The 26,021-nt window shown below is 59.2% G+C and carries 25 protein-coding genes and 1 riboswitch; of the genes, 9 read left to right on the top strand and 16 right to left on the bottom strand.

Translation table 11 applies throughout. From position 1 onward, the window contains the following. Positions 1-15: 15 nt before the first annotated feature. Positions 16-1,332 (top strand): multicopper oxidase family protein, encoded by a 1,317-nt coding sequence (locus ACZ5C3_RS14525; RefSeq protein ID WP_464030746.1) that lies wholly within the window; start codon positions 16-18, stop codon positions 1,330-1,332. 2 nt (positions 1,333-1,334) lie between these two features. Here ACZ5C3_RS14525 and ACZ5C3_RS14520 read toward each other — a convergent pair whose 3' ends face one another. Further along, positions 1,335-2,828, bottom strand: coding sequence for an NAD(P)H-hydrate dehydratase (locus tag ACZ5C3_RS14520; protein WP_464030744.1), 1,494 nt, complete (start codon positions 2,826-2,828; stop codon positions 1,335-1,337). Between ACZ5C3_RS14520 and ACZ5C3_RS14515 the strand changes: the two genes are divergently transcribed. The 4 genes from ACZ5C3_RS14515 (at position 2,827) to ACZ5C3_RS14500 (ending at position 6,426) form a co-directional block, all read left to right on the top strand. Further along, positions 2,827-3,081 carry a hypothetical protein gene (locus ACZ5C3_RS14515; protein WP_464030743.1) on the top strand — a complete coding sequence of 85 codons (255 nt, stop codon included), beginning with the start codon at positions 2,827-2,829 and terminating at the stop codon, positions 3,079-3,081. The two genes, ACZ5C3_RS14520 and ACZ5C3_RS14515, sit on opposite strands and share 2 nt — an antisense overlap. A 124-nt stretch (positions 3,082-3,205) precedes the next feature. Further along, positions 3,206-3,544 (top strand): P-II family nitrogen regulator, encoded by a 339-nt coding sequence (locus tag ACZ5C3_RS14510; RefSeq protein ID WP_464030742.1) that lies wholly within the window; start codon positions 3,206-3,208, stop codon positions 3,542-3,544. 112 nt (positions 3,545-3,656) lie between these two features. Further along, complete coding sequence (gene glnA, locus ACZ5C3_RS14505) at positions 3,657-5,066, top strand: type I glutamate--ammonia ligase (RefSeq protein ID WP_464030740.1); 1,410 nt, start codon at positions 3,657-3,659, stop codon at positions 5,064-5,066. Positions 5,067-5,271: 205 nt separating this feature from the next. Then, positions 5,272-6,426, top strand: coding sequence for an AI-2E family transporter (locus tag ACZ5C3_RS14500; RefSeq protein ID WP_464030738.1), 1,155 nt, complete (start codon positions 5,272-5,274; stop codon positions 6,424-6,426). Positions 6,427-6,502: 76 nt separating this feature from the next. On the opposite strand, the gene ACZ5C3_RS14495 is transcribed toward ACZ5C3_RS14500, so the two are convergent. The 3 genes from ACZ5C3_RS14495 to ACZ5C3_RS14485 form a co-directional block, all read right to left on the bottom strand. Next, the gene (locus tag ACZ5C3_RS14495; protein WP_464030736.1) at positions 6,503-6,799 is read right to left on the bottom strand and encodes an antibiotic biosynthesis monooxygenase family protein; all 297 of its coding nucleotides are present in this window, start codon (positions 6,797-6,799) and stop codon (positions 6,503-6,505) included. A gap of 122 nt (positions 6,800-6,921) precedes the next feature. Next, complete coding sequence (locus ACZ5C3_RS14490) at positions 6,922-7,158, bottom strand: hypothetical protein (RefSeq protein ID WP_464030735.1); 237 nt, start codon at positions 7,156-7,158, stop codon at positions 6,922-6,924. 103 nt (positions 7,159-7,261) lie between these two features. Continuing rightward, positions 7,262-8,218, bottom strand: a complete 957-nt coding sequence (locus ACZ5C3_RS14485) for a helix-turn-helix transcriptional regulator (RefSeq protein ID WP_464030733.1) — start codon at positions 8,216-8,218, stop codon at positions 7,262-7,264. Positions 8,219-8,466: 248 nt separating this feature from the next. On the opposite strand from ACZ5C3_RS14485, the gene ACZ5C3_RS14480 reads away from it, so the two are divergent. Next, positions 8,467-9,099: a hypothetical protein gene (locus tag ACZ5C3_RS14480; RefSeq protein WP_464030732.1), complete on the top strand. Its 633-nt coding sequence runs from the start codon at positions 8,467-8,469 to the stop codon at positions 9,097-9,099. A 53-nt stretch (positions 9,100-9,152) separates the two neighbouring features. On the opposite strand, the gene uca is transcribed toward ACZ5C3_RS14480, so the two are convergent. From uca to ACZ5C3_RS14435, 9 genes are all read right to left on the bottom strand, one after another. Next, entirely contained in the window at positions 9,153-12,695 is a 3,543-nt protein-coding gene (uca, locus tag ACZ5C3_RS14475; RefSeq protein WP_464030730.1) for an urea carboxylase, read from the bottom strand. 4 nt (positions 12,696-12,699) lie between these two features. Continuing rightward, the gene (locus tag ACZ5C3_RS14470; RefSeq protein WP_464030729.1) at positions 12,700-13,335 is read right to left on the bottom strand and encodes an urea amidolyase associated protein UAAP2; all 636 of its coding nucleotides are present in this window, start codon (positions 13,333-13,335) and stop codon (positions 12,700-12,702) included. Positions 13,336-13,340: 5 nt separating this feature from the next. Continuing rightward, positions 13,341-14,180, bottom strand: a complete 840-nt coding sequence (locus ACZ5C3_RS14465; RefSeq protein WP_464030727.1) for an urea amidolyase associated protein UAAP1 — start codon at positions 14,178-14,180, stop codon at positions 13,341-13,343. A 39-nt stretch (positions 14,181-14,219) separates the two neighbouring features. Further along, positions 14,220-15,011 (bottom strand): ABC transporter ATP-binding protein, encoded by a 792-nt coding sequence (locus ACZ5C3_RS14460; protein ID WP_464030725.1) that lies wholly within the window; start codon positions 15,009-15,011, stop codon positions 14,220-14,222. Continuing rightward, complete coding sequence (locus ACZ5C3_RS14455; RefSeq protein WP_464030723.1) at positions 15,008-15,826, bottom strand: ABC transporter permease; 819 nt, start codon at positions 15,824-15,826, stop codon at positions 15,008-15,010. Before ACZ5C3_RS14455 ends, ACZ5C3_RS14460 begins: the two co-directional genes overlap by 4 nt. Before the next feature lie 36 nt (positions 15,827-15,862). Then, entirely contained in the window at positions 15,863-16,936 is a 1,074-nt protein-coding gene (locus ACZ5C3_RS14450) for a putative urea ABC transporter substrate-binding protein (RefSeq protein WP_464030721.1), read from the bottom strand. 75 nt (positions 16,937-17,011) lie between these two features. After that, a riboswitch (guanidine-I (ykkC/yxkD leader) is annotated at positions 17,012-17,124 on the bottom strand. A gap of 324 nt (positions 17,125-17,448) precedes the next feature. Continuing rightward, positions 17,449-18,171, bottom strand: coding sequence for an ABC transporter ATP-binding protein (locus tag ACZ5C3_RS14445; RefSeq protein WP_464038343.1), 723 nt, complete (start codon positions 18,169-18,171; stop codon positions 17,449-17,451). A gap of 49 nt (positions 18,172-18,220) precedes the next feature. Continuing rightward, positions 18,221-19,012, bottom strand: a complete 792-nt coding sequence (locus tag ACZ5C3_RS14440; protein ID WP_464038342.1) for an ABC transporter permease — start codon at positions 19,010-19,012, stop codon at positions 18,221-18,223. A 62-nt stretch (positions 19,013-19,074) separates the two neighbouring features. Further along, positions 19,075-20,025 (bottom strand): ABC transporter substrate-binding protein, encoded by a 951-nt coding sequence (locus ACZ5C3_RS14435; RefSeq protein ID WP_464030719.1) that lies wholly within the window; start codon positions 20,023-20,025, stop codon positions 19,075-19,077. Between the two features lie 299 nt (positions 20,026-20,324). On the opposite strand from ACZ5C3_RS14435, the gene ACZ5C3_RS14430 reads away from it, so the two are divergent. Genes ACZ5C3_RS14430 through ACZ5C3_RS14420 form a run of 3 tightly spaced genes read left to right on the top strand, consistent with a single transcriptional unit; the run spans position 20,325 to position 22,571 of the window. Continuing rightward, positions 20,325-21,773, top strand: a complete 1,449-nt coding sequence (locus ACZ5C3_RS14430) for a class I adenylate-forming enzyme family protein (RefSeq protein ID WP_464030717.1) — start codon at positions 20,325-20,327, stop codon at positions 21,771-21,773. Beyond that, the gene (locus ACZ5C3_RS14425) at positions 21,760-22,338 is read left to right on the top strand and encodes a GNAT family N-acetyltransferase (protein WP_464030716.1); all 579 of its coding nucleotides are present in this window, start codon (positions 21,760-21,762) and stop codon (positions 22,336-22,338) included. Before ACZ5C3_RS14430 ends, ACZ5C3_RS14425 begins: the two co-directional genes overlap by 14 nt. After that, complete coding sequence (locus ACZ5C3_RS14420; protein WP_464030714.1) at positions 22,305-22,571, top strand: acyl carrier protein; 267 nt, start codon at positions 22,305-22,307, stop codon at positions 22,569-22,571. The genes ACZ5C3_RS14425 and ACZ5C3_RS14420 overlap by 34 nt, the downstream gene beginning before the upstream one ends. Before the next feature lie 35 nt (positions 22,572-22,606). On the opposite strand, the gene ACZ5C3_RS14415 is transcribed toward ACZ5C3_RS14420, so the two are convergent. The 3 genes from ACZ5C3_RS14415 to ACZ5C3_RS14405 all read right to left on the bottom strand — a co-directional run bounded on the left by ACZ5C3_RS14415 (position 22,607) and on the right by ACZ5C3_RS14405 (position 25,991). Continuing rightward, positions 22,607-23,389, bottom strand: a complete 783-nt coding sequence (locus ACZ5C3_RS14415; protein ID WP_464044116.1) for an outer membrane protein — start codon at positions 23,387-23,389, stop codon at positions 22,607-22,609. 240 nt (positions 23,390-23,629) lie between these two features. After that, positions 23,630-24,409 carry an outer membrane protein gene (locus tag ACZ5C3_RS14410; protein WP_464030710.1) on the bottom strand — a complete coding sequence of 260 codons (780 nt, stop codon included), beginning with the start codon at positions 24,407-24,409 and terminating at the stop codon, positions 23,630-23,632. Between the two features lie 205 nt (positions 24,410-24,614). Then, the gene (locus tag ACZ5C3_RS14405) at positions 24,615-25,991 is read right to left on the bottom strand and encodes an aminotransferase-like domain-containing protein (protein ID WP_464030709.1); all 1,377 of its coding nucleotides are present in this window, start codon (positions 25,989-25,991) and stop codon (positions 24,615-24,617) included. Between the last annotated feature and the right edge of the window lie 30 nt (positions 25,992-26,021).

Below are 26,021 nucleotides of genomic sequence, written 5' to 3'. Positions count from 1 at the left end.
TGATCGGCATAACGCATGACAAATCCACTGTTTTCGGCCCACAGGCGAATTTTCCTGGCTGGACTGGGCGGCCTCGCCGTCACATCGGCGCTACGGCTTCCCGCCGCCGCTCAGGGCCGCCCCTCGCTTTCGCTTCGTCTTTACGCTGGAACGGCGAATCTTGCGCCGAATCTGTCTGCCAGCCCGATCTGGGCATTCGATGCCGGGTCACCAGGATCGATTCTGCGATTCAAACGTAACGACGAACTGCAAGTCGCTTTTGCGAATGAGGTTTCCGCCCCAGCTGCCCTGAGCTGGGCCGGTATCGACGGCGTGCAGGCGACCGCTCCCCTGGCTGCACAGGCAGCCATCCCGGTAGGCGGACGCGCTAACCTGATCGTTCCGCTGCGCCATGCCGGCACGTTCATGGTGGGGCCTCTCCTACTCGGCGACGGCAAGGATCTCCCGTCTCCGGCCTCCGCGCTGATCGTCGATGAGGCCGAAAAGGTCGCGGTCGATCGCGACGAGGTGCTGCTGATCGAGAGCTGGCGCGTGCGACGTGATGGCGGTGCGATCGCGCCCGGCACATCCACCCACGACACCACCGTGGCCTATACCGTCAACGGCCGCCCAAACCTCGATCTCACTGTCAGGGCGAACGAACGGCTACGGCTGCGGTTCATCAATGGCTGCCCGCGGGCGCCCATCGGTCTCAAGGTCGAAAATCTGGATGTGCGCGTCATGGCCATCGACGGCCAACCGGCTGAACCGTTCGTCGCGCGGGATGGTCAGGTGGTGCTGCCCCCCGGTTCACGTGTGGACGTTTTCATCGATGCGACCGGTACGCCGGGCACCAGTTCGTCGATCATGCTTCACGACGGAACGGCCGCGACACCGATCGCCCGGCTTGCTGTCTCGAAGGATGCCCCGCTTCGCCCGGCGCCGCTGCCCGCCGCCGGACCTCTGCCTTCCAACGGCCTGCCCGCACGCCTCGACCTTCAAGGTGCGGTCCGCTCGGATGTCTCGCTCGATCCCAAAGCGTGGAGCACACCGGCCGACTTTGCGGCGACGTCGGCTCCCGCCTGCCGCGTCAAGCGCGGGCGGACCGCAGTCCTGGCTATCACCAATCCGACGCCCGCACCGGTGACATTCCGCCTGCAAGGCCATCACTTCCGCCTGCTCGACCGTCTCGACGACGGTTGGAAGCCGTTCTGGCTCGACACCCTGCTTCTGACGCCCGGTCAAACCCAGCGGATCGCCTTCGCCGCTGAACACGGTGGGCGATGGTTGATGGAAGCGATCCCGATCGACTGGGCCGCGCCTCGCTTGGTTCGCTGGTACGCGGTCGAATGACGTTAGTAAGCGATATCCAGCTCGTCGTAGAGATTGCGCAACACCGCAGGCAGAGCATCGGGAAGATCCTCGGCGATCAATCCCGGGCCGAACTCCTGCGCCGCCTCACCATGCATCCACGCTCCGATGCAGGCTGCCTCGAACGCCGGCACGCCTTGTGCCAGCATCCCCGCGATCATTCCGGCCAACACATCGCCGGCACCGGCGGTTGCGAGCCAGGGCGGTGCGTTGGCGGTGATGGCCGCGCGGCCATCGGGCGAAGCCACCACTGTGTCCGCGCCTTTTAGCAGGACAACGCCGCCGGACTGCCGGGCGGCAAACCGGGCGCGTTCGAGCTTCGTCGAACATCCTTCCGGCAACACTTTGAAGAGTCGAGCGAACTCTCCCTCATGGGGCGTCAGGATAATCCGCGGATCATCGCTTTGCTTGATCGCTCGGAAGAGAGATTCCGGATCGTCCGCAAAGCTCGTCAATGCATCGGCATCCAGAACGGCAACCCGGCCGGCTCCCACCACTGTTTCGACAAATGCGCGTGTCCGCAGGCCTACGCCGGCACCCGGCCCGATCACACAGACATTGAGCCTCTTGTCCGCGAGGAAGTCCTTGAATTGCTCCGGTGTATCGACGGCGCGAACCATGACCGCCGTCAAAGCCGCGGCATTGACCGCAAGCGCATCATGCGGCGAGACCAATGTCACAAGTCCAGCCCCGGCTCGCAGCGCTCCGCGCGCCGACAGACGGGCCGCACCGGTCGAGGCCATATCGCCGGACATTACCACCGCATGCCCGCGCGCATACTTATGGCCGTCGATCTGCGGGACTGGAAAGACGTCGGCCCACAGGTCCGGGACGTTCTCGAAAGTCCGCGGCGCGATGTCATCGAGTACGCCGTCTCCAATTCCGATGTCCACGACGTGGACCTCACCGCACCGAACCCGCCCCGGCAGCAGCAGGTGCCCAGGCTTGCGACGGAAGAACGTCACGGTGGCCGCGGCCTCGACCGCGACACCCATGATCTCCCCCGTATCGCCGTTGACGCCGCTCGGCAGGTCAACACTGAGGATTGGAACGCCACTTGCGTTCATCGCCTCAATCATCACGTGAGGATCGCCCTTCACCACACGGTTGAGACCCGCGCCGAACAGGGCGTCGACGATCAAGGCCGGCTTGCCGATGGCGGCGGGGTCGCAGGGCAGAACCACGCCTTGCCATTGCTCCGCCGCAAGCGCCGCGTCGCCCTTCAACGTATTCCGATCGCAGAGCAGAATGACGGAGACTTCGCGACCGCGGGTAACCAGCTCGCTGGCCGCGACGAAGCCGTCGCCACCATTGTTGCCGCGACCAGCCACCACCAGGATCGGTCCTGCCTCGGCAATGGCATCGGCCACCTCAGCGACAGCGCGGCCTGCTTGCTCCATCAAGGCAAAGCCACTGGTGCCGCCCTCGATCGTCAGTTGGTCGGCCCGGTACATTTCTTCGACGGTCAGAACGTCCATGCCGATTACCTGTTCGGTTCGCCTCATCCTGAGGCAACTTGCCTGCCTATTATTTGCCCATTTGCCTATTTTATGGACCGTTGCCTTTCAGCAGACCTCATCAATGATGGCACCTTGTCGATTTAACGATCTGACAACGCTACCTAATCTTGTCGCGTTAAAAATTGGCATGGACCCTGCTTTTACGGGATTGAAATGGATAGGCTGTGATCGCGAACGAAATAAAGGCGCACACGGCGATCATCCTGTTTGACGGCGATTGACCTGTTGAGAAATCACATTGAGACGTTAATCGCCTAGACGACACCACTTGAGCCGCGCATCAACGCGCAAACCGAAGTAAAAGTGCAGCCAGCCGTAGTGCCGGGAGACGTTCAGTGAAAAAGATCGAGGCCATCATCAAGCCATTCAAACTCGACGAGGTAAAGGAAGCGCTCCAGGAAGTTGGAATCCAGGGCATTACCGTCACCGAGGCGAAGGGCTTTGGCCGTCAGAAGGGCCATGCTGAGCTCTACCGTGGAGCGGAATACATTGTGGACTTCCTTCCCAAGGTGAAGATCGAGATCGTTGTCGGTGACGATCTGATCGAAAAGGCGATCGATGCGATCCGACGCGCCGCCCAGACCGGCCGTATCGGCGACGGAAAAATCTTTGTCTCGAATATCGAAGAAGCCATCCGCATCAGAACCGGAGAATCCGGGCTCGACGCCATTTAATCACAGACCATCCTCTGCCCTTGCCCACGGGCAAGGGCGCCTCGCCAGATAACGGCGAGAACTCGACCACGAACGACCAACGACCAGACCTAGAAGACAAAAAGGGGTATTCATGAAGACCGCTAAGGACGTCCTCAAATCCATCAAGGACAATGATGTAAAGTACGTCGACCTGCGTTTCACCGATCCGCGCGGCAAGTGGCAGCACGTCACCTTCGACGTGTCGATGATCGACGAGGACATTTTCGCCGAAGGTACCATGTTCGACGGCTCTTCGATCGCCGGCTGGAAGGCGATCAATGAATCCGACATGACGCTGATGCCAGATCCGACGACGGCGACGATCGACCCGTTCTTTGCGGAAACGACCATGGTCATCGTTTGCGACATTCTCGAGCCGAGCACCGGCGAGCCCTACAACCGCGATCCGCGCGGCATCGCCAAGAAGGCCGAAGCCATGGTGAAGTCCATGGGCGTGGGCGACACTGTTTTCGTCGGCCCCGAAGCGGAATTCTTCGTGTTCGACGACGTGCGCTTCCAGACCACCCCTTACAACACGGGCTTCAAGCTCGACTCGTCAGAACTGCCGACCAATTCGGACACCGAGTATGAAGGCGGCAACCTCGGCCACCGCATCCGCACCAAGGGCGGCTACTTCCCCGTGCCTCCGCAGGACTCGGTGCAGGACATGCGCTCGGAAATGCTCGGCGCCATGGCCCGCATGGGCGTCAAGGTCGAGAAGCACCACCACGAAGTGGCTTCCGCCCAGCACGAACTCGGCATGAAGTTCGACACCCTGACCCATATGGCCGACCAGATGCAGGTTTATAAGTACTGCATCCATCAGGTCGCGCACATCTATGGCAAGACCGCTACTTTCATGCCGAAGCCGGTCTACGGCGACAACGGCTCGGGCATGCACGTGCACCAGTCGATCTGGAAGGACGGCAAGCCGACCTTCGCCGGCAACAAGTACGCCGATCTCTCCGAAACCTGCCTCCACTACATCGGCGGTATCATCAAGCACGCCAAGGCCATCAACGCCTTCACCAACCCGTCGACGAACTCCTACAAGCGTCTCGTCCCGGGCTACGAAGCGCCGGTGTTGCTCGCCTACTCCGCGCGCAACCGTTCGGCCTCGTGCCGCATTCCTTACACCACCAACCCGAAGGCCAAGCGCGTCGAGGTTCGCTTCCCCGATCCGATGTCCAATCCGTATCTCGGCTTCGCCGCGATGCTGATGGCTGGTCTTGACGGCATCAAGAACAAGATCGATCCGGGCCCGGCGATGGACAAGGACCTGTACGATCTTCCGAAGGAAGAGCTGAAGCAGATCCCGACCGTTTGCGGCTCGCTCCGTGAAGCGCTCGAAAACCTCGACAAGGATCGCGCATTCTTGAAGGCTGGCGGCGTGTTCGATGACGACTTCATCGACAGCTTCATCGAGCTGAAGATGACGGAAGTCGAGCGGTTCGAAATGACCCCGCATCCGGTCGAGTTCGAAATGTACTATTCGCAATGATGTCCCGCGCCTGACGGCGCGTTGCATCGAAATCTCAAAGGCGTCCCTCCCGGGACGCCTTTTTTGTTGCCGCATGTCTGAAAGCCGCTTCCTCGAAGCCGCGGCAAAGCGAGGCGGGTCAGGGACTTGGGGCATGATCCTCTCTTGATCCCGCCCTCTGTTTCAGTGAAGAGTGCTTCATCGTCGTTAGCGACAGGGGCCGATTGTGACACTTCCCGAGAACCGGGTTCAGACCCGCACCGATCTGGCATGGTCGATCGCCGTGGGCGGCATCGGTGTCGTGGCTTTTACGGCCCTTCTGGTGTTCGCCTGGTTCTTCGCAGCGACGCTATTTCTGATCTTTTCAGGCATCCTGCTGGGCGTCGCGCTCAATGCCATGACCAACCTGCTGCAGCGGGTGATCGGCGGACCGCATCCGCTTCGGCTGGCCCTCGTCTGCGTCATTCTCGCTGGTCTGCTGAGCGGTGTGGTTTTCCTTGGCGGATCGACCATCGCGCAGCAGGCGACTGTCTTGAGCAACACCCTCAAGTCTCAGTTGGTGAACGTCAAAGCCTTTCTCGAAAAGCATGGCGTCGACACCAGCTATCTCGAGCTTGGCAGCACGACGCCGGCCCCGGCTACTCCGGCGAATGCAACCGCAACACCTTCGGAGACGACCGCGCCGGCGTCTTCATCGACGCCACGCAATCTCCCGAGCGCAGGCGCCCTGGCTTCCAGCGGCGGCGCCATCGTCAGCCAGACGCTTAAACTGCTGCTCGGGACCGTCAGCGTCGTCGGCAACTTCTTCATCGTCTTGTTTCTCGGTCTTACGTTCGCGGCGCAGCCGAGCGTCTATCGAAAGGGGCTGCTGCACATGGCCCCGGTGCGTCACCGCGCCACTGTTACCGCTGTGGTGGACCGGATCGGCGACACCCTCGAACGTTGGCTGATCGCCCAGATGATCACTATGGCTGCGGTGTTTCTGGTGACCTGGATCGGCCTCTCCGTCATCGGCATTCAGAGCTCGTTTATTCTGGGCATTCAAGCAGGCCTGCTGGCCTTCATTCCAACGGTTGGCGCGTTGATCGGCGGCCTGATCATCGTGCTGGCGAGCCTCGCATCCGGCTGGGTCGCCGCCGCCAGCGCTTGCGTGCTCTTTCTCGGCGTCCATGCGCTCGAAAGCTATATCCTGACCCCGATCATTCAGCGGCAGGCGCTCGATATCCCGCCCGCAACGTTGTTCGCAGTCCAGATCTTGCTGGGTGTGGTGTTCGGACTCTGGGGATTAGCACTCGCGCTTCCCCTGATGGCGATCGTCAAGGTCATTATCGACTATGCCCGCCACGAGGAAGAGAAGCCGCAGGAATTCATGGTGGCGTGAGCGGCAGAACCGCCGGCTAGAAACGAAAAAGGCGCCTGAATTAGGCGCCTTTTCCTTAAATGCCGTTCCGCAGAATTTAGAAATTGACCGTCGTATTGGTGTGCTCGACTTCGGGAGGCGATGCAAAGTAAGGTCCGACGAGCGCCCGCCATTCGGTAAAATTCGCCGACTCGCGGAAATCGACCGTGTGATTTTCCAGTGTTTCCCACTTGATGTGCAGGCGGTAACGCGACGGCTTTTCGATCGAGCGATGCAGTTCGAAGCTCTTCCAGCCTTTGCAGCGTTTGAAAATTGGCTCGGCCTTGACGATGGCGGCCTCGAAATCCTTCTCGCTGCCCGGCTTGATCTCGATCTGTGCAATTTCAGTGATCATGGTGTTTCCGCCTTTTTGTGAGTCAAAAGGGCTGTAGCGCAAAAGCAGACAGAGGAAAAGAAAAAGGGCGCCTAAGCGCCCTGCTCATCAGCCTTGCTGGCCGTTAAGACCATCACGGGGGTTTAGGACAGAGCTATCAGCACCAATCCGGACAGAATGAACACGGCACCAATCAGCGCCACCGGCTGCCAGTCGAATGGCGCCTGATAGCGACCTTCGGCACGCCGCGCGGCGATCAATGCATTTTCGTATTCATCGGAGGTGGAGAACATGCAGGCAAAGCCTGCACGAGCTGTCACGGCAGCCGCTTCGAGAGCGCTGAGTTGAGTCTTGGAATCGTTGATGCGTGCAGTGGACATAACACGAATGCTATGGCTGGAATGGTAAACAGATCGTTAGCGAGACGGAGCAGGCATTTCCTTTGCTGTTCTTCTGCAAAGATTTGACGCTGCAATCGCGTCCTCACGTCTTCAGCGCAGCGATCCGCACGACGGTCGGCGTCGACTGATAGCGATCCCGGAATGTGTGGTTGAAGTGGGACACATCGCCGAAACCCGATTCAAATGCGATCGCACTGATGTTGTGATCAGCAAACCGTGGATCCGTCAAAAGCTGGTGCGCGTGCGTGAGCCGCAGACCCAGCACATAGTCGGTGAATGTCGTATTCTCGCCGGCGAATAATTCGCGGACATACCTCGCCGAAATCCCGTGTCGTGCCGCAATGACGTTGATCGTCAACTGTCGATTGCGCACATTGGCGGCGATATCGGATTTGATCGCCTGCATGCGGATCGCCCGCAGGCTCCCCTTGCGGAGTTTGGGATCGTGCTCAGAGCCACGCCCAACAATGATCGCCATCAACTCATGAATGTGAGACGTGACGATGGCTTGCGTTTCCGGAGGAATGGGTTCGCGCAGCAGAACCTGCACATAATTCGTCAACAGCCTCAAAGCAGCTGAATCACGCGCAATGGATGCGAAGGTCATCCGATCCGGGGGAATGCGATTTCGTTCGAGAACGTAGCGTGGAACAGCCACCGACAGCAATTCAACCGGCGCATTGTAAAAACTATGGCCGACCGATGAATTGGACCAGACGACTGCATCCCCCTTTCCGATGATGATTTCATCGTGACCGGCTTGCGATACTGCGGCGGTGCCATTCAGCGCTACGCCAATCATGATATCGTCACCACCGTCGGCAATCAGGCCAGGTGTTCGCGTGACCCGATTGGCTGTGCTCGCAAATACTCCGAAGGCGAGATCAGGTAACACCTTCATCGTAACACGTCCCTGGAACGGCTGATCCTTAGGCGGCTCCATATCCAACTTCACGAGCTTTGCCCCAAACATTTCCCGCCAGGCGGCAATTCTCTCGTGCTCTGGGAATTCATCGGTCGAAAAACTGAATGCCGTCATGGGCCGCGCGCAATTCCAAATCAGACGAGACGTCGCGAACATCCGCGAGTACTGGTCGCCGGGATCATGATAGCGTCACGCTGCACCGCATTCTTGGACAGGACGGTACTTCGGCTTGGACTGGAGGGAAGTCCCAGAATTTGCGCCTTATTGGACTCCTGCGGGCGCCGAAAGTGCTGCGCGAACACCGGCCGTCATGTATGCCTTCGCCCGGGATCGCCGCCCCACAACAATTGGAGTTTCGTCAGATGCCTCGCCTGTCCGCAATCGCGCTTGCAAGCTGGTTCATGTTGTCGTTTGCACAGGCGGAACCAGCAACAACGCCTCAATCGGCGAACGCAGCAATCAACGAAGTTCGGCAGTCATTCACGCTGGATGGCAAGCCCATTCCTCCCGAAATCTTCCGCGACTTGGGAGACGGCGACATCGCGGACGGCATGAGCATCCTTGTTACCGTCGATCTGAAAGCCGCAATCGGCAGCAATCGCTACTACGAAGACATCAACAAATCCGGCAAATGGATCGAGCAAAAGAAAGCCAACAAGGATGTTGCCAACGGCTCGGAGGCATCCGCGTACAACTACATCGGATCGACGGCCAACAAGCTGCTTATTGTCGTCACCAGCTACAATGGTGGTGGTTCAGGCACTTTCTATACGTTGCATATCTTGGATCTCGCACCAGGAAAGGCTTTTGACCCCGACGGAAAGGTCTATGACCGTCTGAACTTGACGACCGTACGTGAAGTGACCTTGGGCGATCGATGGCAGGGTGACGTCAAAATCTCCGGGAATTCGATCGTCATTCAAACAACAAAAAACAGTCAATCGGACGCCAGTGGAAAGGTGTCGACAGAGACCATCGAAGCGCGACGCCCATAGAAACGTCGCGCCTCGGAAAACGAGCGCTCTGCCTTTCGAGGGATTACACCGACCTACTCGATCAGCGCGACGATATCCCCTGCGCGCAGCGTCTGTCCCGGCTTCACGCGGATTGATGCAACACGACCCGCGATCGGCGACTGGACACTGATCTCCATTTTCATCGACTCGATGATGGCCAGCGCATCGCCTGCCGCCACAGTCGTTCCCTCTGCCACCAACACCTTCCAGACGTTTCCCGGCACTTCTGAAAACACGCCGGTGTTTCCATCGGGAATATCTGCGGGAGCCGCTGCCGCGCTATCGAGATCATCGACAACTTCGTCGATCTTCAGGTCTTTCCAGCGTTGCCGTTCCGCCTCGAAAGCGGCTTGCTGCCGGCTCTTGAAGGCCGCGATGCTGTCCCGGTTGCGAAGCAGACCACTCGCGTAGTCCGCATATGAAAATTCGGTCTCTTCAATCTTCACCGGATATCCGCCATGCGGGAACGCAGCGCGCGCCTCCAGCAACTCTTCGGCGCTGACGGGGAAAAATCGAATTTCATCGAAAAAGCGCAGGAGCCACGGGTGGCCCGGTTTGAACACAGGCGTGGTTCGCCATGTATTCCACACCTGAATAGTGCGGCCGAACAGCTGATATCCGCCCGGCCCTTCCATGCCATAGATGCACATGTAAGCGCCACCGATGCCGACGGCATTCTCAGGCGTCCAGGTGCGCGCCGGGTTGTATTTGGTGGTGACCAGCCGGTGGCGTGGATCGACGGGTGTCGCAACCGGCGCGCCAAGATAGACGTCGCCAAGACCGAGCACGAGATAGCTCGCATCGAAAACGATCCGCTTCACATCGTCTTCGCTATCGAGACCGTTGATGCGCCGAATGAACTCGATGTTCGACGGGCACCAGGGCGCATCCGGGCGCACCAGTTCCTGATACTTCTGCATCGCCAGAACGGCCTGCGGATCGTTCCAGGACAACGGCAAGTGCACGATGCGACTTGGCACCTTCAACGCATCAATGGGCGGGAGGCTACGTTCAAGCTCCCGCAGAACATCAAGCAGCTTCCGCCGTGAAAGCACTGTACTGTCGTAGTGAATTTGCAACGAACGGATGCCCGGCGTGAGATCGATCAACCCCGGCAACTTTGCGCTGGCGACTGCTTCAGCGAGGACATGCACGCGCAGCCGCAAGGCGATATCAAGCTCCATCGGCCCATATTCAACCAACAGATTGTCATCACCCGCGCGGCGGTAAACGACAGGAATGGGCCCATCGTCATAGCGCCCGACAATCGCAGCACCGAGGTCGACACTCGTCTTCAGCGGCAATGGTCCGGCGACTGGATCCTTATCCCGCGTAGCCGCGACAAAGCGCACCTTGTCGCCCGGTCTGAGCTGCCCGGTTTTCCAAAGCTCATCACGCGCCACGACCGCAGGACAAACGAAACCGCCGAGACTTGGTCCATCAGGACCCAGAATGATCGGCATATCGCCTGTAAAATCGATCGCGCCGATGGCATAGGCATTATCGTGGATATTGGAAGGATGCAGCCCTGCCTCGCCGCCGTCGGACCGCGCCCAGAGTGGCTTCGGTCCAATCAACCGAACCCCTGTGCGCGCGCTGTTGAAGTGCACCTCATAGTCCGCGCTGAACAACGCCTCGATGTCTTCATCGCGAAAGAAGTCAGGGGCACCGTGCGGGCCATAAACGACGCCAATCTCCCATTCACGGGGCAGCGCAGGCGTCTCCGCTTCTATGAGAGCGCGAGGCCCTTGCAACTGTACGGTTTCACTGCCGACATGCAGCACCTCTCCCGCCTTGAGCGCACCGGTGGCATGTCCGCCGAACGCGCCGAGGGTAAATACCGCCCTCGAACCAAGGATCTCCGGCGCATCAAAGCCGCCCCGCACAGCGAGATAACAGCGCTGTCCGCCCCCTTCGATCTTGCCGATGGTGAGGGTCTGACCGGCGCGTACCGTCACCGGTGCATGATGCGCCACCGGCACTCCGTCCAGCTTGGCGGACATCCGAGCCCCCGCAAGCCCGATCGTTGCGTTCGTATTGAAACGCAACGTTGGCCCGTTAACGGTCAGCTCCAGTGCGGCTGTGGTTTCCGCGTTGCCGACAACGATATTGGCCAAACGGAAAGATCGCTCATCCATCGGTCCACTCGGCGGAACGCCGACGTGCCACAGATGCAGTCGTCCCGGCAGTTCCTGAAGTCCGGATTGCGCGCCGGGCGCCAGCACGTCGATCGTTCGCGGCGAGAACGAGAAATTCGCCAGTACGTTAGTCGCCACGCGACCGCTGCGAAACACGTCGGAGTCTGCGATGGCGTGAACGTAGTCTAGATTTGTCTCAATGCCAGCGATGCTGGTTTTATCGAGCACACCAACAAGCTTATCGATGGCATTATCGCGTGTGTCGGCTGCGACGATCAGCTTGACCAGCATGGGGTCATAGAACGGCGTCACCTCGACACCGGTTTCAATCCAACCATCGACCCGCACATCGTCAGGAAACGCAACATGGGTTAATCGTCCCGCACTCGGCCGGAAGCCCGCGTTGGGATTCTCGGCATAAACCCGCACCTCGATGGCAGCACCTTTCGGCTTGAGATCGCGCTGGCTGGCCAGAACCTCCTCGCCGGCCGCCTGCCGGATCATCCACTCAACGAGGTCGACACCAAAGACCGACTCGGTGACGGGATGTTCGACTTGAAGGCGTGTGTTGACTTCTAGGAAATAGAAGTCGGCCCGCTCGACGTCATAGATGAATTCCACGGTGCCGGCGGATTCGTAAGCAACACTCTTTCCCAGTGCGACAGCAGACTCATGGAGCCGTTTGCGCATCTCTTCGCTGAGACCGGGAGCCGGCGTTTCCTCGATGACCTTCTGGTTTCGCCGCTGGAGCGAGCAGTCGCGCTCGCCCAAGGCAATCACGTTGCCTTTGCCGTCGCCAAAGATCTGAACTTCGATATGCCGCGCCTCGGCCACAAAACGTTCGAGATAAACTCGCGCATCGCCAAAGCTCGCGCGCGCCGTGCGCTGCACCGTCTCGAAACGCTCACGGAGCGCATCGGCGTCGTAGCACAGCTGCATGCCGATCCCGCCGCCGCCCGCGGTGCTCTTCAGCATTAGCGGATAGCCGACAGTCTCGGCCACCGGCAGTGCTTGCTCAATCGTGTCCAGCAACCCCGAGCCTGGCAGCAGCGGAACGTGACTGAGTTGGGCAATCTCGCGCGCCTTGTGCTTCAACCCGAACGCATCGAGATGCTCCGGCCGCGGACCGATAAAGGCGATACCGTGCTGGGCAAGCTTCTCGGCGAAGAGACGGTTTTCCGATAGAAAGCCGTAACCGGGATGCACTGCCTGAGCGCCTGTCTGAAGACAAGCGGCAATGATGGCATCGATGTTGAGATAGCTCTCCGCCGCCGGCGCGGGGCCAACGCGGACCGCCTCATCTGCGTCGAGAACGGGTCTCGTGAACCGATCCGCGTCCGAATAGACGGCAACCGATGCAATACCCATACGGCGGAGCGTCTTGCCAATCCGCCCGGCGATCTCGCCGCGATTGGCAATCAGGACCTTTTTGAACATGGCATCATCCCTCTTGCGGGTCGAAGATCACCACCTGGATCGGCGTCGGAAAGAAGCCGTTGCAGGGGTTGTTGATCTGCGGGCAATTGGAAATCAGACAGAGCACGTCCATTTCCGCGACCATCTCGACGTAGTCTCCGGGCTTGGAGACACCATCCACCACGGTGAAGTTGCCGGACGTGTCGATCGGAACGTTCATGAAGAAATTCAGGTTCGGAACGATGTCCCGTTTGGACAAGCCGTGCTTGGCGGCTTCGATCAGGAAATTCTCCCGGCAGGCATGCTGATACTTCGTCTGATGACCGAAGCGAACCGTATTGCTTTCGCAGGAACACGCACCTGCGCAGGTATCGTGCAGTCCGCAGCTGTCCGCCGTGACGCGCACCATGACACGCCCTTCGTTGGACATGATGCGCGTGCCGGTGCTGACATAGGCTGAACCCTGAGCGCGTAGCGTATCCTGTCCGCTGTAACGCTCCTGATAGTCGTCAGCACAGTAGAACAACGTATCGACGGCCTGCTGGCCATGGCTGTCGATGATCCGCAGCGTCTGGCCCTTGCGGATGATCGCCGACCATGGCGCGTTCGAAGGGATTTCGGCGTCAAACACAATGCGTCCGGGATTGGAATGAACGGTCATTGTGCTCACCGCGCCACGCTGGAGTTGAGATAAAACGCATTGTTCTCGAACGCGCGCATGGATTCCGCGCTGGCCGTGCGGCATAGATCGCCATCGCCCGCCGCCTCGGCCCGATAGCGAATGATCTCCACGTCGCCAGGATTGTAGGTTAGCAAGGGATCAAGAGGGTGCGGACAGTTGGACAGAGCGATCACCAGGTCCATCTCTGCGCGCAGATCGATGAAGTCGCCCGGATGACGCTGGTCTTCGTGCCACACAAATCGTCCCTTGGTGTCGACGCCGACCGGCGCGAAGAAACTCAGGCATGGATGAACGTCCCGCCGGTCGAGACCAAGCTTGCCCGCTGCGAGAAGAAAGTTGTCTCGGGTATTGCGGAGCGGCTTGTCTCCATAGCGTTGCTGATTGGTTGCCGCGGTCGACGCGCCGGTGACGGCATCATGCGCGCCGCCCGTCGTCTCCTCGATCACGCTGAACAGCACGCGCCCCATATCTGAGAGAACGACGCGGCCTTTGCGCAAGCCCGCTGCCCATTGGATCTTGATGGTGTCGGCATGGTTCAGCCGCTCACTCGTGTCGGCTCGATTCCACGCCAGCAGGCTGACGCAGGAATTCCCATGCGTATTCACAAGCCGAATAACTTCTCCACGATCGAGGCGCGTGGTCCAATACCAGCCGCCGGGAATGATCTCGCGGTGAACGACCGCATCTGCCGGAATAAGCGCGCCATCACGCGCGGTCGGCTGCGGCAGCGCGCGGGGTGCCTGCCCCTGCCCCGCAGCCTTCAACTCGTCGTAGCGCTTTCTGTTGGCCGCGACTTCGGCCTGCTGCTCTACGGTCAGGATCATGGTTTGCCCTTTCTCAGACAAGCGCCGGGTCGTCCCGGCTCATGCTCCCTGTTCAGCCGGGTCGTCCCGGCCAGAGCGAAATGTTGCGGATTGTTTCGCGTCGGCGACGCGGCGCGGATAGATCTCCAGATCGCGCGAAATGGATGCGCCATAGCGCTCACGCTCTTCCGGTCGGTTTCGATCCCGCTCGAAGGCAACCACACGGGTTGCCAGACGAAACGCCTCACTCAGATCATGCGTGACCATCACGACAGTCAGCTCGGTCTCATTCCAAAGCCGTTTCATCAGCACATGGATGTCAGCCCGGATCCCTGGGTCGAGCGCGCCGAAAGGCTCATCGAGCAGCAATATCTTCGGCTTGCGCATGATGGCCTGGGCCAGCGCCAAGCGCTGCTGCATCCCACCTGAAAGCGCAGCCGGATATTTGCTTTCATGGCCTGCAAGGCCCACTTCCGCGAGCAAGGCCATCGCCTCGTCAGCCGCAGCGCGACGTGCAGTGCCGAACAACCTGCCCATGAACTTTGCATGCTGCAGCTCGCGCCCCAGCACCACGTTCTGCAGGACGGTCAAATGCGGGAAGACTGAATAGCGTTGGAAGACCACACCCCGGTCGGCATCTGGCTCCGGGATCAGCGGCACGCCGTCAACAAGGATGCGGCCGCGCGTCGGACTTTCTTCACCGAGCAGCATGCGCAGGAAAGTTGTTTTTCCACACCCCGAGGGCCCGACAAGCGCAACAAATGCCCGCGACGCCACCGAAAGCGAGATCTGCTCCAGCACGATGTGATCGCCGTACTCTTTCCAGACGTTATCGAAGAGGATCTCGCTCATTCCGCCCTCACGGAAGCAAACCATGGAAACATCTTGCGTTGCAGAACACGCAAGGCCGTATCCATCAGGAAGGCCAGCAGAGTGATCCAGACGACGTAAGGAATGATCACATCCATCGCGAGGTAGCGGCGAACCAGGAAGATCCGGTAACCCAGCCCCGAGTCCGAAGCGATGGCTTCGGCCGCGATCAGAAACAGCCATGCCGGCCCGAGCTGAAGCCGCAGGGAATCCAGCAATCGCGGCAAGATCTGCGGCGTCACCACGCGGATTGCCATTTGCCACGTCGATGCACCGAGCGTTTGTGCCTTGATCAACTGCTCGCGCGGCAGCTCCTGCACCTTCATGGCAAGATCACGAATAATGCAGGGCAACGTCCCGATCACGATCAAGGCGATCTTCGAATTTTCACCGAGCCCCATCACAATGAAGAGGATAGGCAACAACGCCAATGGCGGGACCATGGACATCACCGAAACGAACGGACCGAGCAGTCCGTTCGCGATCGGCAACAGCCCAATCACAATCCCGAGGACCAACGCCGCCGCCGTCGAGATCGCCAGCGCGGAGCCCAATCGGCCAAGGCTTGCGAGCGTATCGGAAGCCATCAGATAGGTCCCGGTCCGCGTGTCCACCTGAAAGGCCATCTGCTTAACCGCCTGCACCATGTTAGGCAGTGCAGGCAGCAACTTGTCATTTGGATTTTCCGCAAGCCGTGCGCTCGATCCCGCGAAATAAGCGACCGCCAGCAATATGAACGGCAGCGCGGCCAGATAAAATCTGGTCTGCCTGCCCGGCCGGATATTCACGAGGCGCACGGCTCTGCTCCTGTTCGACGGCTTATGTGGATTGCGTCAAAGCTTTTCGGCGGCTGCGGCATCCATGTAGGTCGGATCGAAACGCAGCTTCACGTTGGCCTTGTCGCCGAGCACCGACTTGTCGCCCAGTTCGATACCGACCGCATCAGCCGATTTCGCGCCTTTACCCAGGAGCTCCTTCTCGAACAGGAATTTCCGCACGTGATCCATCGTGGTACCGACGGTCTTGCCCTTTGTGAAAGCTTCCGCGTCGGTCGCTTTGTCAAACAGACGAGTCGATGCGAGCTGACTCTCGAAGCCGGCGAGATCGGTGCCCGACGCTTTAGCCATGGCTTCCTTTGCGGCCTTCCCCTCAGCGCCGGCGGCATTCATCTTCGCGATCGTCTCGTACCAGATGCCAACGAGAGCCTTGGCGAAATTTGGATTCTCCTTAATCACAGCCGTGTTCGCCACCATCAGGTCGATGATCTCTCCCGGGACTTGCGAGGAATCAAAGACCTTCTTGGCGTCGGGAGATGCGAGAATTTCCGACACGATGGGATTCCAGGTCACAACCGCAGTGACTTCAGGCGTTTTGTAAGCCGCAGCCATGTCCGCGTCAGAGGTATTGACGACCTTGACGTCCTTCTCCGCCATCTTCTTGCTCTCAAGCGCACGCGCCAGCAGGTAATGAGAGACAGAGAATTCGACGAGATTTACTTTCTGGCCCTTGATAGCCGCGAGATCCGAACCACCTTTCAGGATCACCGCATCATTGCCGTTGGAGAAGTCGCCCACGATGACAGCCGTGGTGTCCACGCCGCCCGCGGCCGGAATCGACAGCGCGTCCATGTTGGTGATGGTCACCGCGTCATAGGCGCCAGCGGTGTACTGGTTGATCGATTCAACGTAGTCGTTGAATTGCTTCACTTCGATGGTGATGCCGTACTTGTCGGCCCACTTCTTGACGATGCCATTGTCCGCGGCATAGCCCCACGGCATCCAGCCGACATAGATCGACCAAGCGACCTTGAAGTCTTTCTTCGGCGCGGCATCAGCTGCCGATAACGCGGCAACAGCTAGCGCTGATGCGAAGGCTAAAGAACGTACAAAGGATTTGAAGGTGTTCATGCCGATCCCTCTTGTAAAACTTACAAAAAGGGAATGGCGACAGACCATCGCTCCGCCAATCCCTTGGCTAACGAGGTCTCCCGGGCTTTTATCCCGCCGTGCACCCGTGGGGATGTCTCCCCCACAAGCGGCCGCTCTCGGACCAGCACATTGCGTTGCGCAACATCGGAACCCTAGCAGCCAACTCGTCCTAAGAGATGCACGAGGCGTGCCACACGATGAACACCCAAAAACATCGCGATTTCACGCTTCATGACAGGGCGATCGATATCGGCACAGCCTTCGCATTGTGCGACTGCCTAATTCGTGCGCACCCGATGCATGGAAATCGGACTGGCGTTCAGCAACGAGTCGGCCCACGATTTGTCCGAGGGCAAATCACATGACGCGACACCGCTACATGCGCTGGATGCACGAAATGCTGAGTGCTTTTTGGCTCGGCATGAATGGACGGTTCGGCCGTTCTACGGAGCGATAAGCCGAACCGCTTTTCATGAAGCCGAAAGCCTCCGTTAAGCTGCCTTGCGCCCGTGATGACTGTGCAGCCGAAGCGACAATTCGCGGCGGATATCATTGAAATCCGATGAGACCACATCGCGGGGCCGCGGCAACGTGATCTGCATTTCGCTGTCGATACGCCCCGGCCCCGGTGACATGATGACGATCCTGTCGGCCAAAAAGATCGCTTCCTCGATCGAGTGCGTAACAAAGAGCACCGTCAAACCGGTCCGCTGCCAGATGTCCAGCAATTCGTCCTGAAGGCGGTCGCGCGTCATCGCGTCGAGCGCACCGAAGGGTTCGTCCATCAAAACAACTTCGGCGTCATTGGCCAGCACGCGTGCGATAGCCACGCGTTGCTTCATGCCACCCGACAGTTGATGCGGATAAGCGTCTGCGAAGCGTTGCAGGCCGACCAGCGCAATGAAACGCTCGACTGTTTCACGAACCTCCTCCGAAGGACGTCCGCGCGACGTCGGCCCGAATGCGATGTTGCCGCGAACGGTCAGCCACGGAAACAGCCCATAATCCTGAAATACCATGCCGCGCTGGGGCCCCGGCCCCACGATCGGCATATCCCACATCAAGGCATCGCCCTGGGTCGGCGTCTCGAATCCGGCAACGATGCGCAGCAGCGTCGACTTTCCGCAGCCTGACGCTCCGATCAAGCAAACGAACTCACCCTTGTTGACGCGGAGGTTGGCATCACGCAAGGCATCGATGCGCTGCCCCTGCATTTCGAACTGCTTGTTGACGCCGCGAATATCGAGAATGGGAACCGGTGCCTTAGACAAAGTTCGGACTCCAACGAAGAAGACGTTGCCCCAGCCAGACCACCACGCGGTCGGACAGGAAACCTGCGATGCCGATGATGATCATACCGGAGATGACGATTTCAGTCCGCGACAGCTGCCGCGCTTCCATGATGATGGCACCGAGCCCGGTCTGCACGCCCGTCATTTCACCGACAACGATCACCACCCATGCGAAGCCAAGCCCGAGCCGCAGGCCAGTAAAGATCGCGGGCAGGCTCGCCGGCAGCACGACACGGAAGAACTGCGCGGTGCCCTGACAGCCGAGCATGCTCGCCGCCTCGAACAATCGCGGATCGACGGACCGCACGCCGAAGATGGTGTTGACCAGCACCGGATAGAACGCGCCCAGGCAGACAAGGAAGAATGCTGAGCGAGGCCCGAGGCCAAACATGATCATCGCCAGCGGTAGCCACGCCGTGACCGGGATTGGCCGCAGGATCTGCAATGTCGGATCAAGCAATCCACGCACGAGGGTAATTCGCCCGATCATCAACCCAAGCGGGATCGCCACGGCGACCGCGATGGCAAAGCCGCCGTAAACACGGCCGACCGATGCGAATAGATGGGTTAGCAACGTCCCGCTGTAAGCGTCATCATTGATGCCGCCGAATGCGAGGTCGTACATCGCGAGAGCAACTTCGCTCGGCGGAGGGATCAAGCTGTACTTCCGCCCATAGGTGGCGAAATGCCAGATGATCAGCATGACAAGCGGAAACACGATTGCCAGCAGCGGTCCTTTGGACCGCTGCCAGATAGAAGCCATCCACGCTGGCTTCGTCGAAGCCTTCGCCGTTACCGGCTCAAGTGGCGTGTCGAGCACTGCGCTCAAGCTTGCTTCTCCATCTTCTTGACAAAGCTCGTATCGAAGAAATTCGCGAAGTCGGGCAGCTGCTTGATCTGCTTGAGCTCAAGCATGTGCTCGGCGTAGGTCTTCGATTGCTTGATTTCCTCGTCGCCAAATTTCCAAGTGAGCTCGACATTCGGAACGGATTTCTCGATCGCCTCTTTCTTCTGGCCGAGCTTGGCGACCGCCATCGCCGCCATCTGATCGGGATTCTTCATGGCGTATTCGGAGGCCTGGCGATGAATATCCAGGATCACCGCGGTGATCTTCGGATTGTTCGCAAGCGTATCGCGATGCGCGCCGAACACCATATTCAGCGATCCCATGGCGGTGCCGTAAGGATATTCGACGATCTTGCCGATGCCCGAAGCGAGGCTCACACCGGGGCCTGGCTCGGCGCCGACATAGGCGTCGATATCGCCGCGCGAGAGCGCGAGATGCATTTCGCTAAACGACACGCGTACCGGCGTCACGTCCTTGAGCGACATGCCCTCCATCCGCAGGCGCTCGAGAATAAAGACTTCCTGCGTTGATCCCGGCCAGATAGCCAGTTTCTTGCCCTTTAGGTCCTTGATCGAGTTGATGTTGGCGTCCTTGCCCGCCACGACCGCCATGCCGCGGTTGCACGCGCTGGCGATCACGACGATCGGCTCACCGGCTGCGGCACCGAGCGTTGCTGCTGCAATTCCGAACATGCCGAAGTCGACGGTTTTGGTGACGACGGCGTTCTTGCCCTCGGTCGGGCTTTCGAACGGAATGATGTCGACGCGATACCCTGCCGGCGTGAATTTATCGTAGAAGTAAGGCGCAATCGAATGAATGAGCTTGAGTGCACCCATCTTGATGACGACCGGCTCGTCCGCACGGAGAATGGACGGGGCCGCGACGGTCGCAATGCCCGCACCGATAAGAAACTTGCGACGATCGATCATGCTTGAAACTCCCAGCTGAAATTGACGAGCCCCCAGCCATGGCAGCCCTCAATTGCTGCTATGCAATGTCTATTCCAGTTCCCTAGCGGGGCATTTTGGCGGGTGGCGAGCCCAAAGCCGCGCGCAGATACCGCGTGAAGAGACCGCATTGATCAAATTGCTTACAATTCAATCAGGCTTGCGCTGATATTGTGGGCAGACGTGCTTCGAATTAATCAAATACGTCTCAGCCGTTATATACACCCTAGCCCTCGCCTCATTCCGCCAGTCGGTCATTCCCTGCTCACGAAAGCCATTGAATGCTTCTGCCATCCACTCAGCTCGGCAGCATTAACGACCTTGGAAAAGGCGTCCGGTGGGATGCGCCTCGGCTTGTGCAGGAGATTGGGCACCGCGCGGCGTTCCTCGCGAAGATGGGCATCGGCCGCAACTCGAGGGTTGCGATTGTTCATGGCGGCAGCGCGCGCTTCTTTGCAGATCTCTTGGCGACATGGCAGCTCGGAGCAACCGCTGTCTGCCTCGACAGCACACTGACCGATCCCGAACTTCGAACGGTGCTCGCTTTGGTCAACCCGGTGGCGCTTCTCGCAGACAGCGAGGACCTATCGCCTGACCTGCCGGTCGATATCTTGAAGCTTGCGGATATCTCGCACCACGGATCGGCGTTTCCGATGGCTGCGGACATCAACGCAACAGATCCCGCTTTGATCTTGTTTACATCCGGCACCACTGGCGATCCGAAAGGTGTGGTCCTCAGCTTTGGGGCCCTGAAGGCGCGCCTTGCCTTGAATGTCGAGGCCATCGGCAACGCAACGTTGGCGCGAACCCTTGTGACGTTGCCCACGCACTTCGGTCACGGCCTGATTGGAAACGCACTGACCCCGCTCCTCTCTGGTGGCGAGATTGTGCTCCATCCGCCCGGACTGGCGCTGACAAAAAACCTCGGCAGCATCGTCGACGGCGAGCGGATCACGTTCATGAGCTCTGTGCCTGCGCTGTGGCGCATAGCGTTGAAGTTCAGCTCGCCGCCGTCGGGGCAATCACTCGTGCGACTGCACGTCGGCTCCGCACCGCTACCGGCGGATCTGTGGTCAGACATCGCACGCTGGTCTCGCGCAGATGTCGTCAATTGCTACGGCATCACCGAAGCCACCAACTGGATTTCCGGCGCGTCCTCACGCACCGATGGCATTGTCGACGGGCTGATAGGAAAGCCCTGGGGCGGCACAGTTGCCGTCGTGAAGGCAGATGGATCCATTACGGCTACGGGCGAAGGCGAACTGGTGCTGCAGTCTCCTGCCCTGATGTCCGGCTACTTCGGTCGCAATGACCTGACCGCAGCAGCCATGGATCGCGGCTGGTACAAAACAGGCGATCATGGCCTCATTGGCGAGAATGGAAGTACCCACCTGATCGGCCGCCTCAAGGACGAAATCAACCGCGCCGGATTCAAGGTGCAGCCGGCTGAAATTGACCGATTGCTCGAAGCCCATCCAGCCGTTGCCCGAGCCTGTGCGTTTGCTATAGCTGACCCGATCGGTGGCGAAATCGTTGCTGTGGCTGTCAAGCTCGCGGATCATACCGACGCCGATCATCTTCGGAATTGGTGCCGGGAACGATTGCGTCGTGAAGCCGTCCCGGAGAAATGGTTTATCGTCGACGAGTTGCCGCAGAACGCTCGCGGCAAGATCAGCCGCGATGCCGTCCGTCGCATGCTGATGAAGGAAATGCCTGATGGGTCCCGCTAAAGGCCGGCCGGTCGAACTCCAGACCGAGCGTTTCAATCTTCGCAGCCTCAAGCCTTCTGATGCGTCCGAGCGCTGGATTGGCTGGGCCAAAGATCCCGAAGTGATGGGACCGCTCAATGCGCCTGTGACGCGCATGACGTGGCAGGACCTGGCGAACTACATTGCGACGTCAGACAACACGACGCGATACCTGATCGGTATTTTCGATAAGGAAAGTAAAATCCAAATCGGCTTCTTCATGGTCGATGCGGACCAGACGCATCTCCACGTCACCTTCAACATCGTGATCGGCGAGAAAAGCTGGTGGGGCAAAGGCGTCGTCAACGAAGTCCGCCACGCATTGCTTAACCATTTCTTCGAGCAACGCGGGATGGAGAAAGCGTGCGGCATGCCACTTGCCCGTAACTTCCCTGCCATCTTTAACTACAAGGCGCAGGGCTGGCGTCATGAAGGCACACTGCGCGGCCAGTGCCGATCGGTCGCCGATGGATCGCGGCTCGATCAATTTCAATTTGGATTGTTGCGCGACGAGTGGCGCGCGTTGAAAACGAAGCAGTCATCATGACCGAACGTGAACAGGCCAGAGCCCTTCTGGCAGATGCCATCAATATCGACATCGCAAGCCTATCTGATGACGCGCGATTGGGCTCAACGGAGCAATGGGACAGCCTCGCGCACCTGCGCCTGATCCTGGCGCTTGAGGCGCGGATCGGCCGGTCACTGGATCCCGATGAGATCGTCAGCGTTGAAAGCCTTGATGATGTGGCGGCGTTGCTGAATCAAAAAAGCCCCGGATAATTCATCCGGAGCTTTCTGCATTGTTGGGCGGCGATTTATCCGCCGAATTTATAGTTCACGCCAATCCTGACGATATTGAGGTCGTGATTAAACTTCGCGATCGTCCCGAAGCCATCACGTGCTCCAAACCCCGCAAGGGGAGGCGGCGATGAATAGGACATCGATGGCGATGAGTCCTCGAATTTTGCGTAGAGATATTCGGCTTTCATCGACCAGTTTGGTGCGAAAGCATATTCCAGGCCGCCACCGACCGTGCCACCCACAAGCGTCTTCGAACCGGACCACACGGTGAAGTCACCGCCGAACACATTGCCGCCCGCAATGGTCTCTTTCACCTGGGTCACAGCCAGACCGCCCGTGACATACAGCAGCCAGTTCTGTGCGAACGTGATGCCTGCGCGCGCGCGCGCGGTCAGCAGCCAGTCGTACTTGGTGGTATATGTCGCGGAGCCCTTGCCGATAAAAAACGGATTGACGCTTTGCTCGGCCTTGGCGTCCATCCCGCTGAAGTCAAGCTCGGCACCCAGCACCCAAGGACCACTCTGCCAGTTATATCCAATCTGTCCGCCGCCGATGAAGCCCTTGGGGCGGAGCGAAGGAACATTAGCGATGAACGGAGGATTAAGGTCGTTACCTAAGGGCGCCCCATCCGAATTGCCCCAGCCGTAACCGGCATTGAGACCCACGTAGGCGCCAGTCCAAGAGGACGCCGCCACGAAGGCGGGAGCCTTGGTTGGCATGGCGTTAAGGTCAGCAGCCATCGCCGTTGAAACACCGAGCGCCGCAATGGAAGCGCTGGCGAGAATTGCTTTAAGCATGATTTTCGTGGCCCCTACCTTCACATACCTGCGAGTATCAGCCACCAAAAGAGTCGTCTTGGCCTATAGCGCACTAACTTGTCTTAAACGGAACTCTTCCCGGATTTGGTTGCGTTGTTGAATTTCCGCAACACGCCCGATGGTGAACGCACTGATCAACCCATCCACATGAAAAAGCCCGGCATGAAGCCGGGCTTTGACGAAGAACAACACTTGGCCAAACGACTGGTAGGCTCTTCGCTAGAACCGGTAATTGATCCCCGCCCTTGCCGTGCTGAGATCATGTTTGAAGCTCGCGATCGGTCCGACAGCGCCGTAATTTGATGTATCTGTGAGGGTCGGCGTCGTATTCTCGAATTTCGCGTAAAGATATTCGGCCTTCACGGACCAGTTCTGTGCGAACGCATACTCCACGCCAGCACCGACCGTGCCGCCGACGAGCGTTTTTGAATCGGCATAGGGGAGCAGCAGGTCCAACGCTCCCGCCCCGTGCGGTGCTCCCGCAATGGAATCGCTCACACGTGTCACCGCCAAACCGCCGGTCACATAGACCAGCCAGTTCTGCGCGAGAGTCACGCCCGCGCGCAGCCGCGCGGTGGCGAGCCAATCGTACTTGCTGGAATATGAGGCAGAAGAGAAGGACTTGCCGGAAAAGAAAGGATTGACGCTCTGATCGGTCTTCGCGCTCATCCCGCTGAAATCAGCTTCGGCACCCAACACCCATGAACCGCTCTGCCAGTTGTAGCCGATCTGACCGCCACCGATGAATCCTTCCGGCTTGAGGGACGGAATCGCCATCGAACCCCAACCATTCGCTCGGCTGAACGTGCTGGTTTCAATGGCCGTCCCTTCAGAATTGCCCCACGCATAACCAGCGTTCAGACCAACATAAAAGCCTGTCCAAGAAGGCGCCGCGACGAAGTTTGGAGCCTTGGTCGGCATGGCGCTGAGGTCAGCAGCCATCGCGGTTGAAACACCGAGCGCGGCAATGGAAACGCTGGCGAGAATTGTTTTATGCATGATTTTCCGTAGCCCATCCTCAGATACCTCCGGGTACCAGCCACCATAAGAGGCGTCTTGGACTGGACGGTACTGACTTGGACTAAACGGAAATCTCCCCGGATTTAGGTGAGCTGTTGAGTTCGCGCAACACCTTCAACGATCGCAGAGACGATCGGGGTCGGTAACAGACTTATCGTGACACGATATAACAGGCGGTCCGGAACTAAACGACCTGCTTCGCGGCCGACGGCATGCCAAGTGTTTTTACGAGCAACTGGAGCGCCGTGCCAAGCTCTGCCCGGTTACGGGCCGCACCAAGACAAATACGGACAGCATGCGGCGGCCGCTGATCCACGGCAAACGCCTCACTGCTGACGACCGCAAGGCCCTGCCGAAACAACTCGCTGACGAAATCCAGTCTGTTCCAGTGACTGGGCAACGGCAGCCACAGATGATGTCCTTTCGGATGGGCTGAGAAAGAATAATCTTTCAGAATTCGCGCTGCGAGTTGCTGGCGTCCGATGGCTTCGTTCCTAATCGCCGCGATAACCTGATCAGCCGTACCAGTGCGAAGCCATTCCATCACAAGAGCGCTCATGAGAGGCGGCGCCATTTGCGACGTTGCCTGCAGGCTGTGCCTGAGCGTCTGCGCTGCGGATGTGTCAGGCGCGAGAAGGAATGAAACGCGCAGCGCCGGCGCGATGCATTTCGACAGGCTGATGGTGAGGAACGTCTGGTTGGGTAACATCTCCGCCAGCAACGGCAACGACGGTTCGAGCGCGCCGTAGGCATCGTCCTCGATCAGAAACGTGCCGGCCTTGCGCAGAACATCCGCAATCTCTTTCCGCCGCTCGCGGCTCATGGTCGCGGTTGTGGGGTTATGCATTGTCGGCGTGAGATACACGGCCTTTGGTTTGTGATGTTTGCAGGCCTTTGACAGCGCGTCAGGCAAGATGCCCTGCCCGTCCATGGCAACGCCGACAAGACGAACGCCGAGCTTTTCCGCCGCGGATTTCATGCCGGGAAAGGTCACTGCCTCCGTGAGAACGACATCGCCCGGAGAGACGAAGGACAACAAAATATTGAAGATGGCAGACTGGCTGCCGGGATAAATGACGAGCTGATCAGATGCGACATTTGGCATGCGCGCGCGCAACCAGTTGGCAACGGCATGCTGATCTTCTTCGCTGCCGCCCGGCTGCTGATAGTTCAAGAACGAAGAGATCCCGGCGTGTCTGTGAATCGATGTCAGCGCGCGCTCGATCCGCACATCCAGACTGGCCTCCACCGGCTGCGGCGGCACATTCATCGACAGATCGATTTTGACTGCCAGAGGGACGTCCGCCGTTGCGCGTGTCGTGGTCTCGGAGACGAACGTGCCCTGCCCCACACGCGCATCGATAAAGCCGCGATGCCTGGCGTCGCTGTAAGCGCGCGTGACCGTCGTGAGATCGATGCCGAGCGCCTGCGCCAGCGCGCGGTGGGTCGGCAATTGCTGGCCGCGCCTTAACCGGCCGCTTGCAACATCGGCTTCAATGGCATCGGAAATCTGCCGGTACACCGGGCCTGCATCGTCCGAGATTGTAGGGATCCAATCCATGCAATTTCCCGACTTTCCTTTGATGTTTCC

The sequence above is a fragment of the Afipia dichlorophenoxyacetatis genome, from assembly GCF_055386385.1.
Note: the sequence above shows the minus strand (reverse complement) of the source record. Positions and strands in the feature narration are given on the sequence as shown.

Excerpts from the sequence above, each read along its gene's own strand:
- uca (WP_464030730.1), bottom strand. The coding sequence starts at position 12,695 with ATGTTCAAAAAGGTCCTGATTGCCAATCGCGGCGAGATCGCCGGGCGG.
- ACZ5C3_RS14495 (WP_464030736.1), bottom strand. The coding sequence starts at position 6,799 with ATGATCACTGAAATTGCACAGATCGAGATCAAGCCGGGCAGCGAGAAG.
- ACZ5C3_RS14415 (WP_464044116.1), bottom strand. The coding sequence starts at position 23,389 with ATGCTTAAAGCAATTCTCGCCAGCGCTTCCATTGCGGCGCTCGGTGTT.
- ACZ5C3_RS14460 (WP_464030725.1), bottom strand. The coding sequence starts at position 15,011 with ATGAGCGAGATCCTCTTCGATAACGTCTGGAAAGAGTACGGCGATCAC.
- ACZ5C3_RS14430 (WP_464030717.1), top strand. The coding sequence starts at position 20,325 with ATGCTTCTGCCATCCACTCAGCTCGGCAGCATTAACGACCTTGGAAAA.
- ACZ5C3_RS14480 (WP_464030732.1), top strand. The coding sequence starts at position 8,467 with ATGCCTCGCCTGTCCGCAATCGCGCTTGCAAGCTGGTTCATGTTGTCG.
- ACZ5C3_RS14440 (WP_464038342.1), bottom strand. The coding sequence starts at position 19,012 with ATGGCTTCTATCTGGCAGCGGTCCAAAGGACCGCTGCTGGCAATCGTG.
- ACZ5C3_RS14405 (WP_464030709.1), bottom strand. The coding sequence starts at position 25,991 with ATGGATTGGATCCCTACAATCTCGGACGATGCAGGCCCGGTGTACCGG.
- ACZ5C3_RS14515 (WP_464030743.1), top strand. The coding sequence starts at position 2,827 with ATGCCGATTACCTGTTCGGTTCGCCTCATCCTGAGGCAACTTGCCTGC.
- ACZ5C3_RS14450 (WP_464030721.1), bottom strand. The coding sequence starts at position 16,936 with ATGAACACCTTCAAATCCTTTGTACGTTCTTTAGCCTTCGCATCAGCG.
- glnA (WP_464030740.1), top strand. The coding sequence starts at position 3,657 with ATGAAGACCGCTAAGGACGTCCTCAAATCCATCAAGGACAATGATGTA.
- ACZ5C3_RS14465 (WP_464030727.1), bottom strand. The coding sequence starts at position 14,180 with ATGATCCTGACCGTAGAGCAGCAGGCCGAAGTCGCGGCCAACAGAAAG.
- ACZ5C3_RS14410 (WP_464030710.1), bottom strand. The coding sequence starts at position 24,409 with ATGCATAAAACAATTCTCGCCAGCGTTTCCATTGCCGCGCTCGGTGTT.
- ACZ5C3_RS14435 (WP_464030719.1), bottom strand. The coding sequence starts at position 20,025 with ATGATCGATCGTCGCAAGTTTCTTATCGGTGCGGGCATTGCGACCGTC.
- ACZ5C3_RS14485 (WP_464030733.1), bottom strand. The coding sequence starts at position 8,218 with ATGACGGCATTCAGTTTTTCGACCGATGAATTCCCAGAGCACGAGAGA.
- ACZ5C3_RS14425 (WP_464030716.1), top strand. The coding sequence starts at position 21,760 with ATGGGTCCCGCTAAAGGCCGGCCGGTCGAACTCCAGACCGAGCGTTTC.
- ACZ5C3_RS14525 (WP_464030746.1), top strand. The coding sequence starts at position 16 with ATGACAAATCCACTGTTTTCGGCCCACAGGCGAATTTTCCTGGCTGGA.
- ACZ5C3_RS14445 (WP_464038343.1), bottom strand. The coding sequence starts at position 18,171 with ATGCAGGGGCAGCGCATCGATGCCTTGCGTGATGCCAACCTCCGCGTC.
- ACZ5C3_RS14490 (WP_464030735.1), bottom strand. The coding sequence starts at position 7,158 with ATGTCCACTGCACGCATCAACGATTCCAAGACTCAACTCAGCGCTCTC.
- ACZ5C3_RS14520 (WP_464030744.1), bottom strand. The coding sequence starts at position 2,828 with ATGGACGTTCTGACCGTCGAAGAAATGTACCGGGCCGACCAACTGACG.
- ACZ5C3_RS14470 (WP_464030729.1), bottom strand. The coding sequence starts at position 13,335 with ATGACCGTTCATTCCAATCCCGGACGCATTGTGTTTGACGCCGAAATC.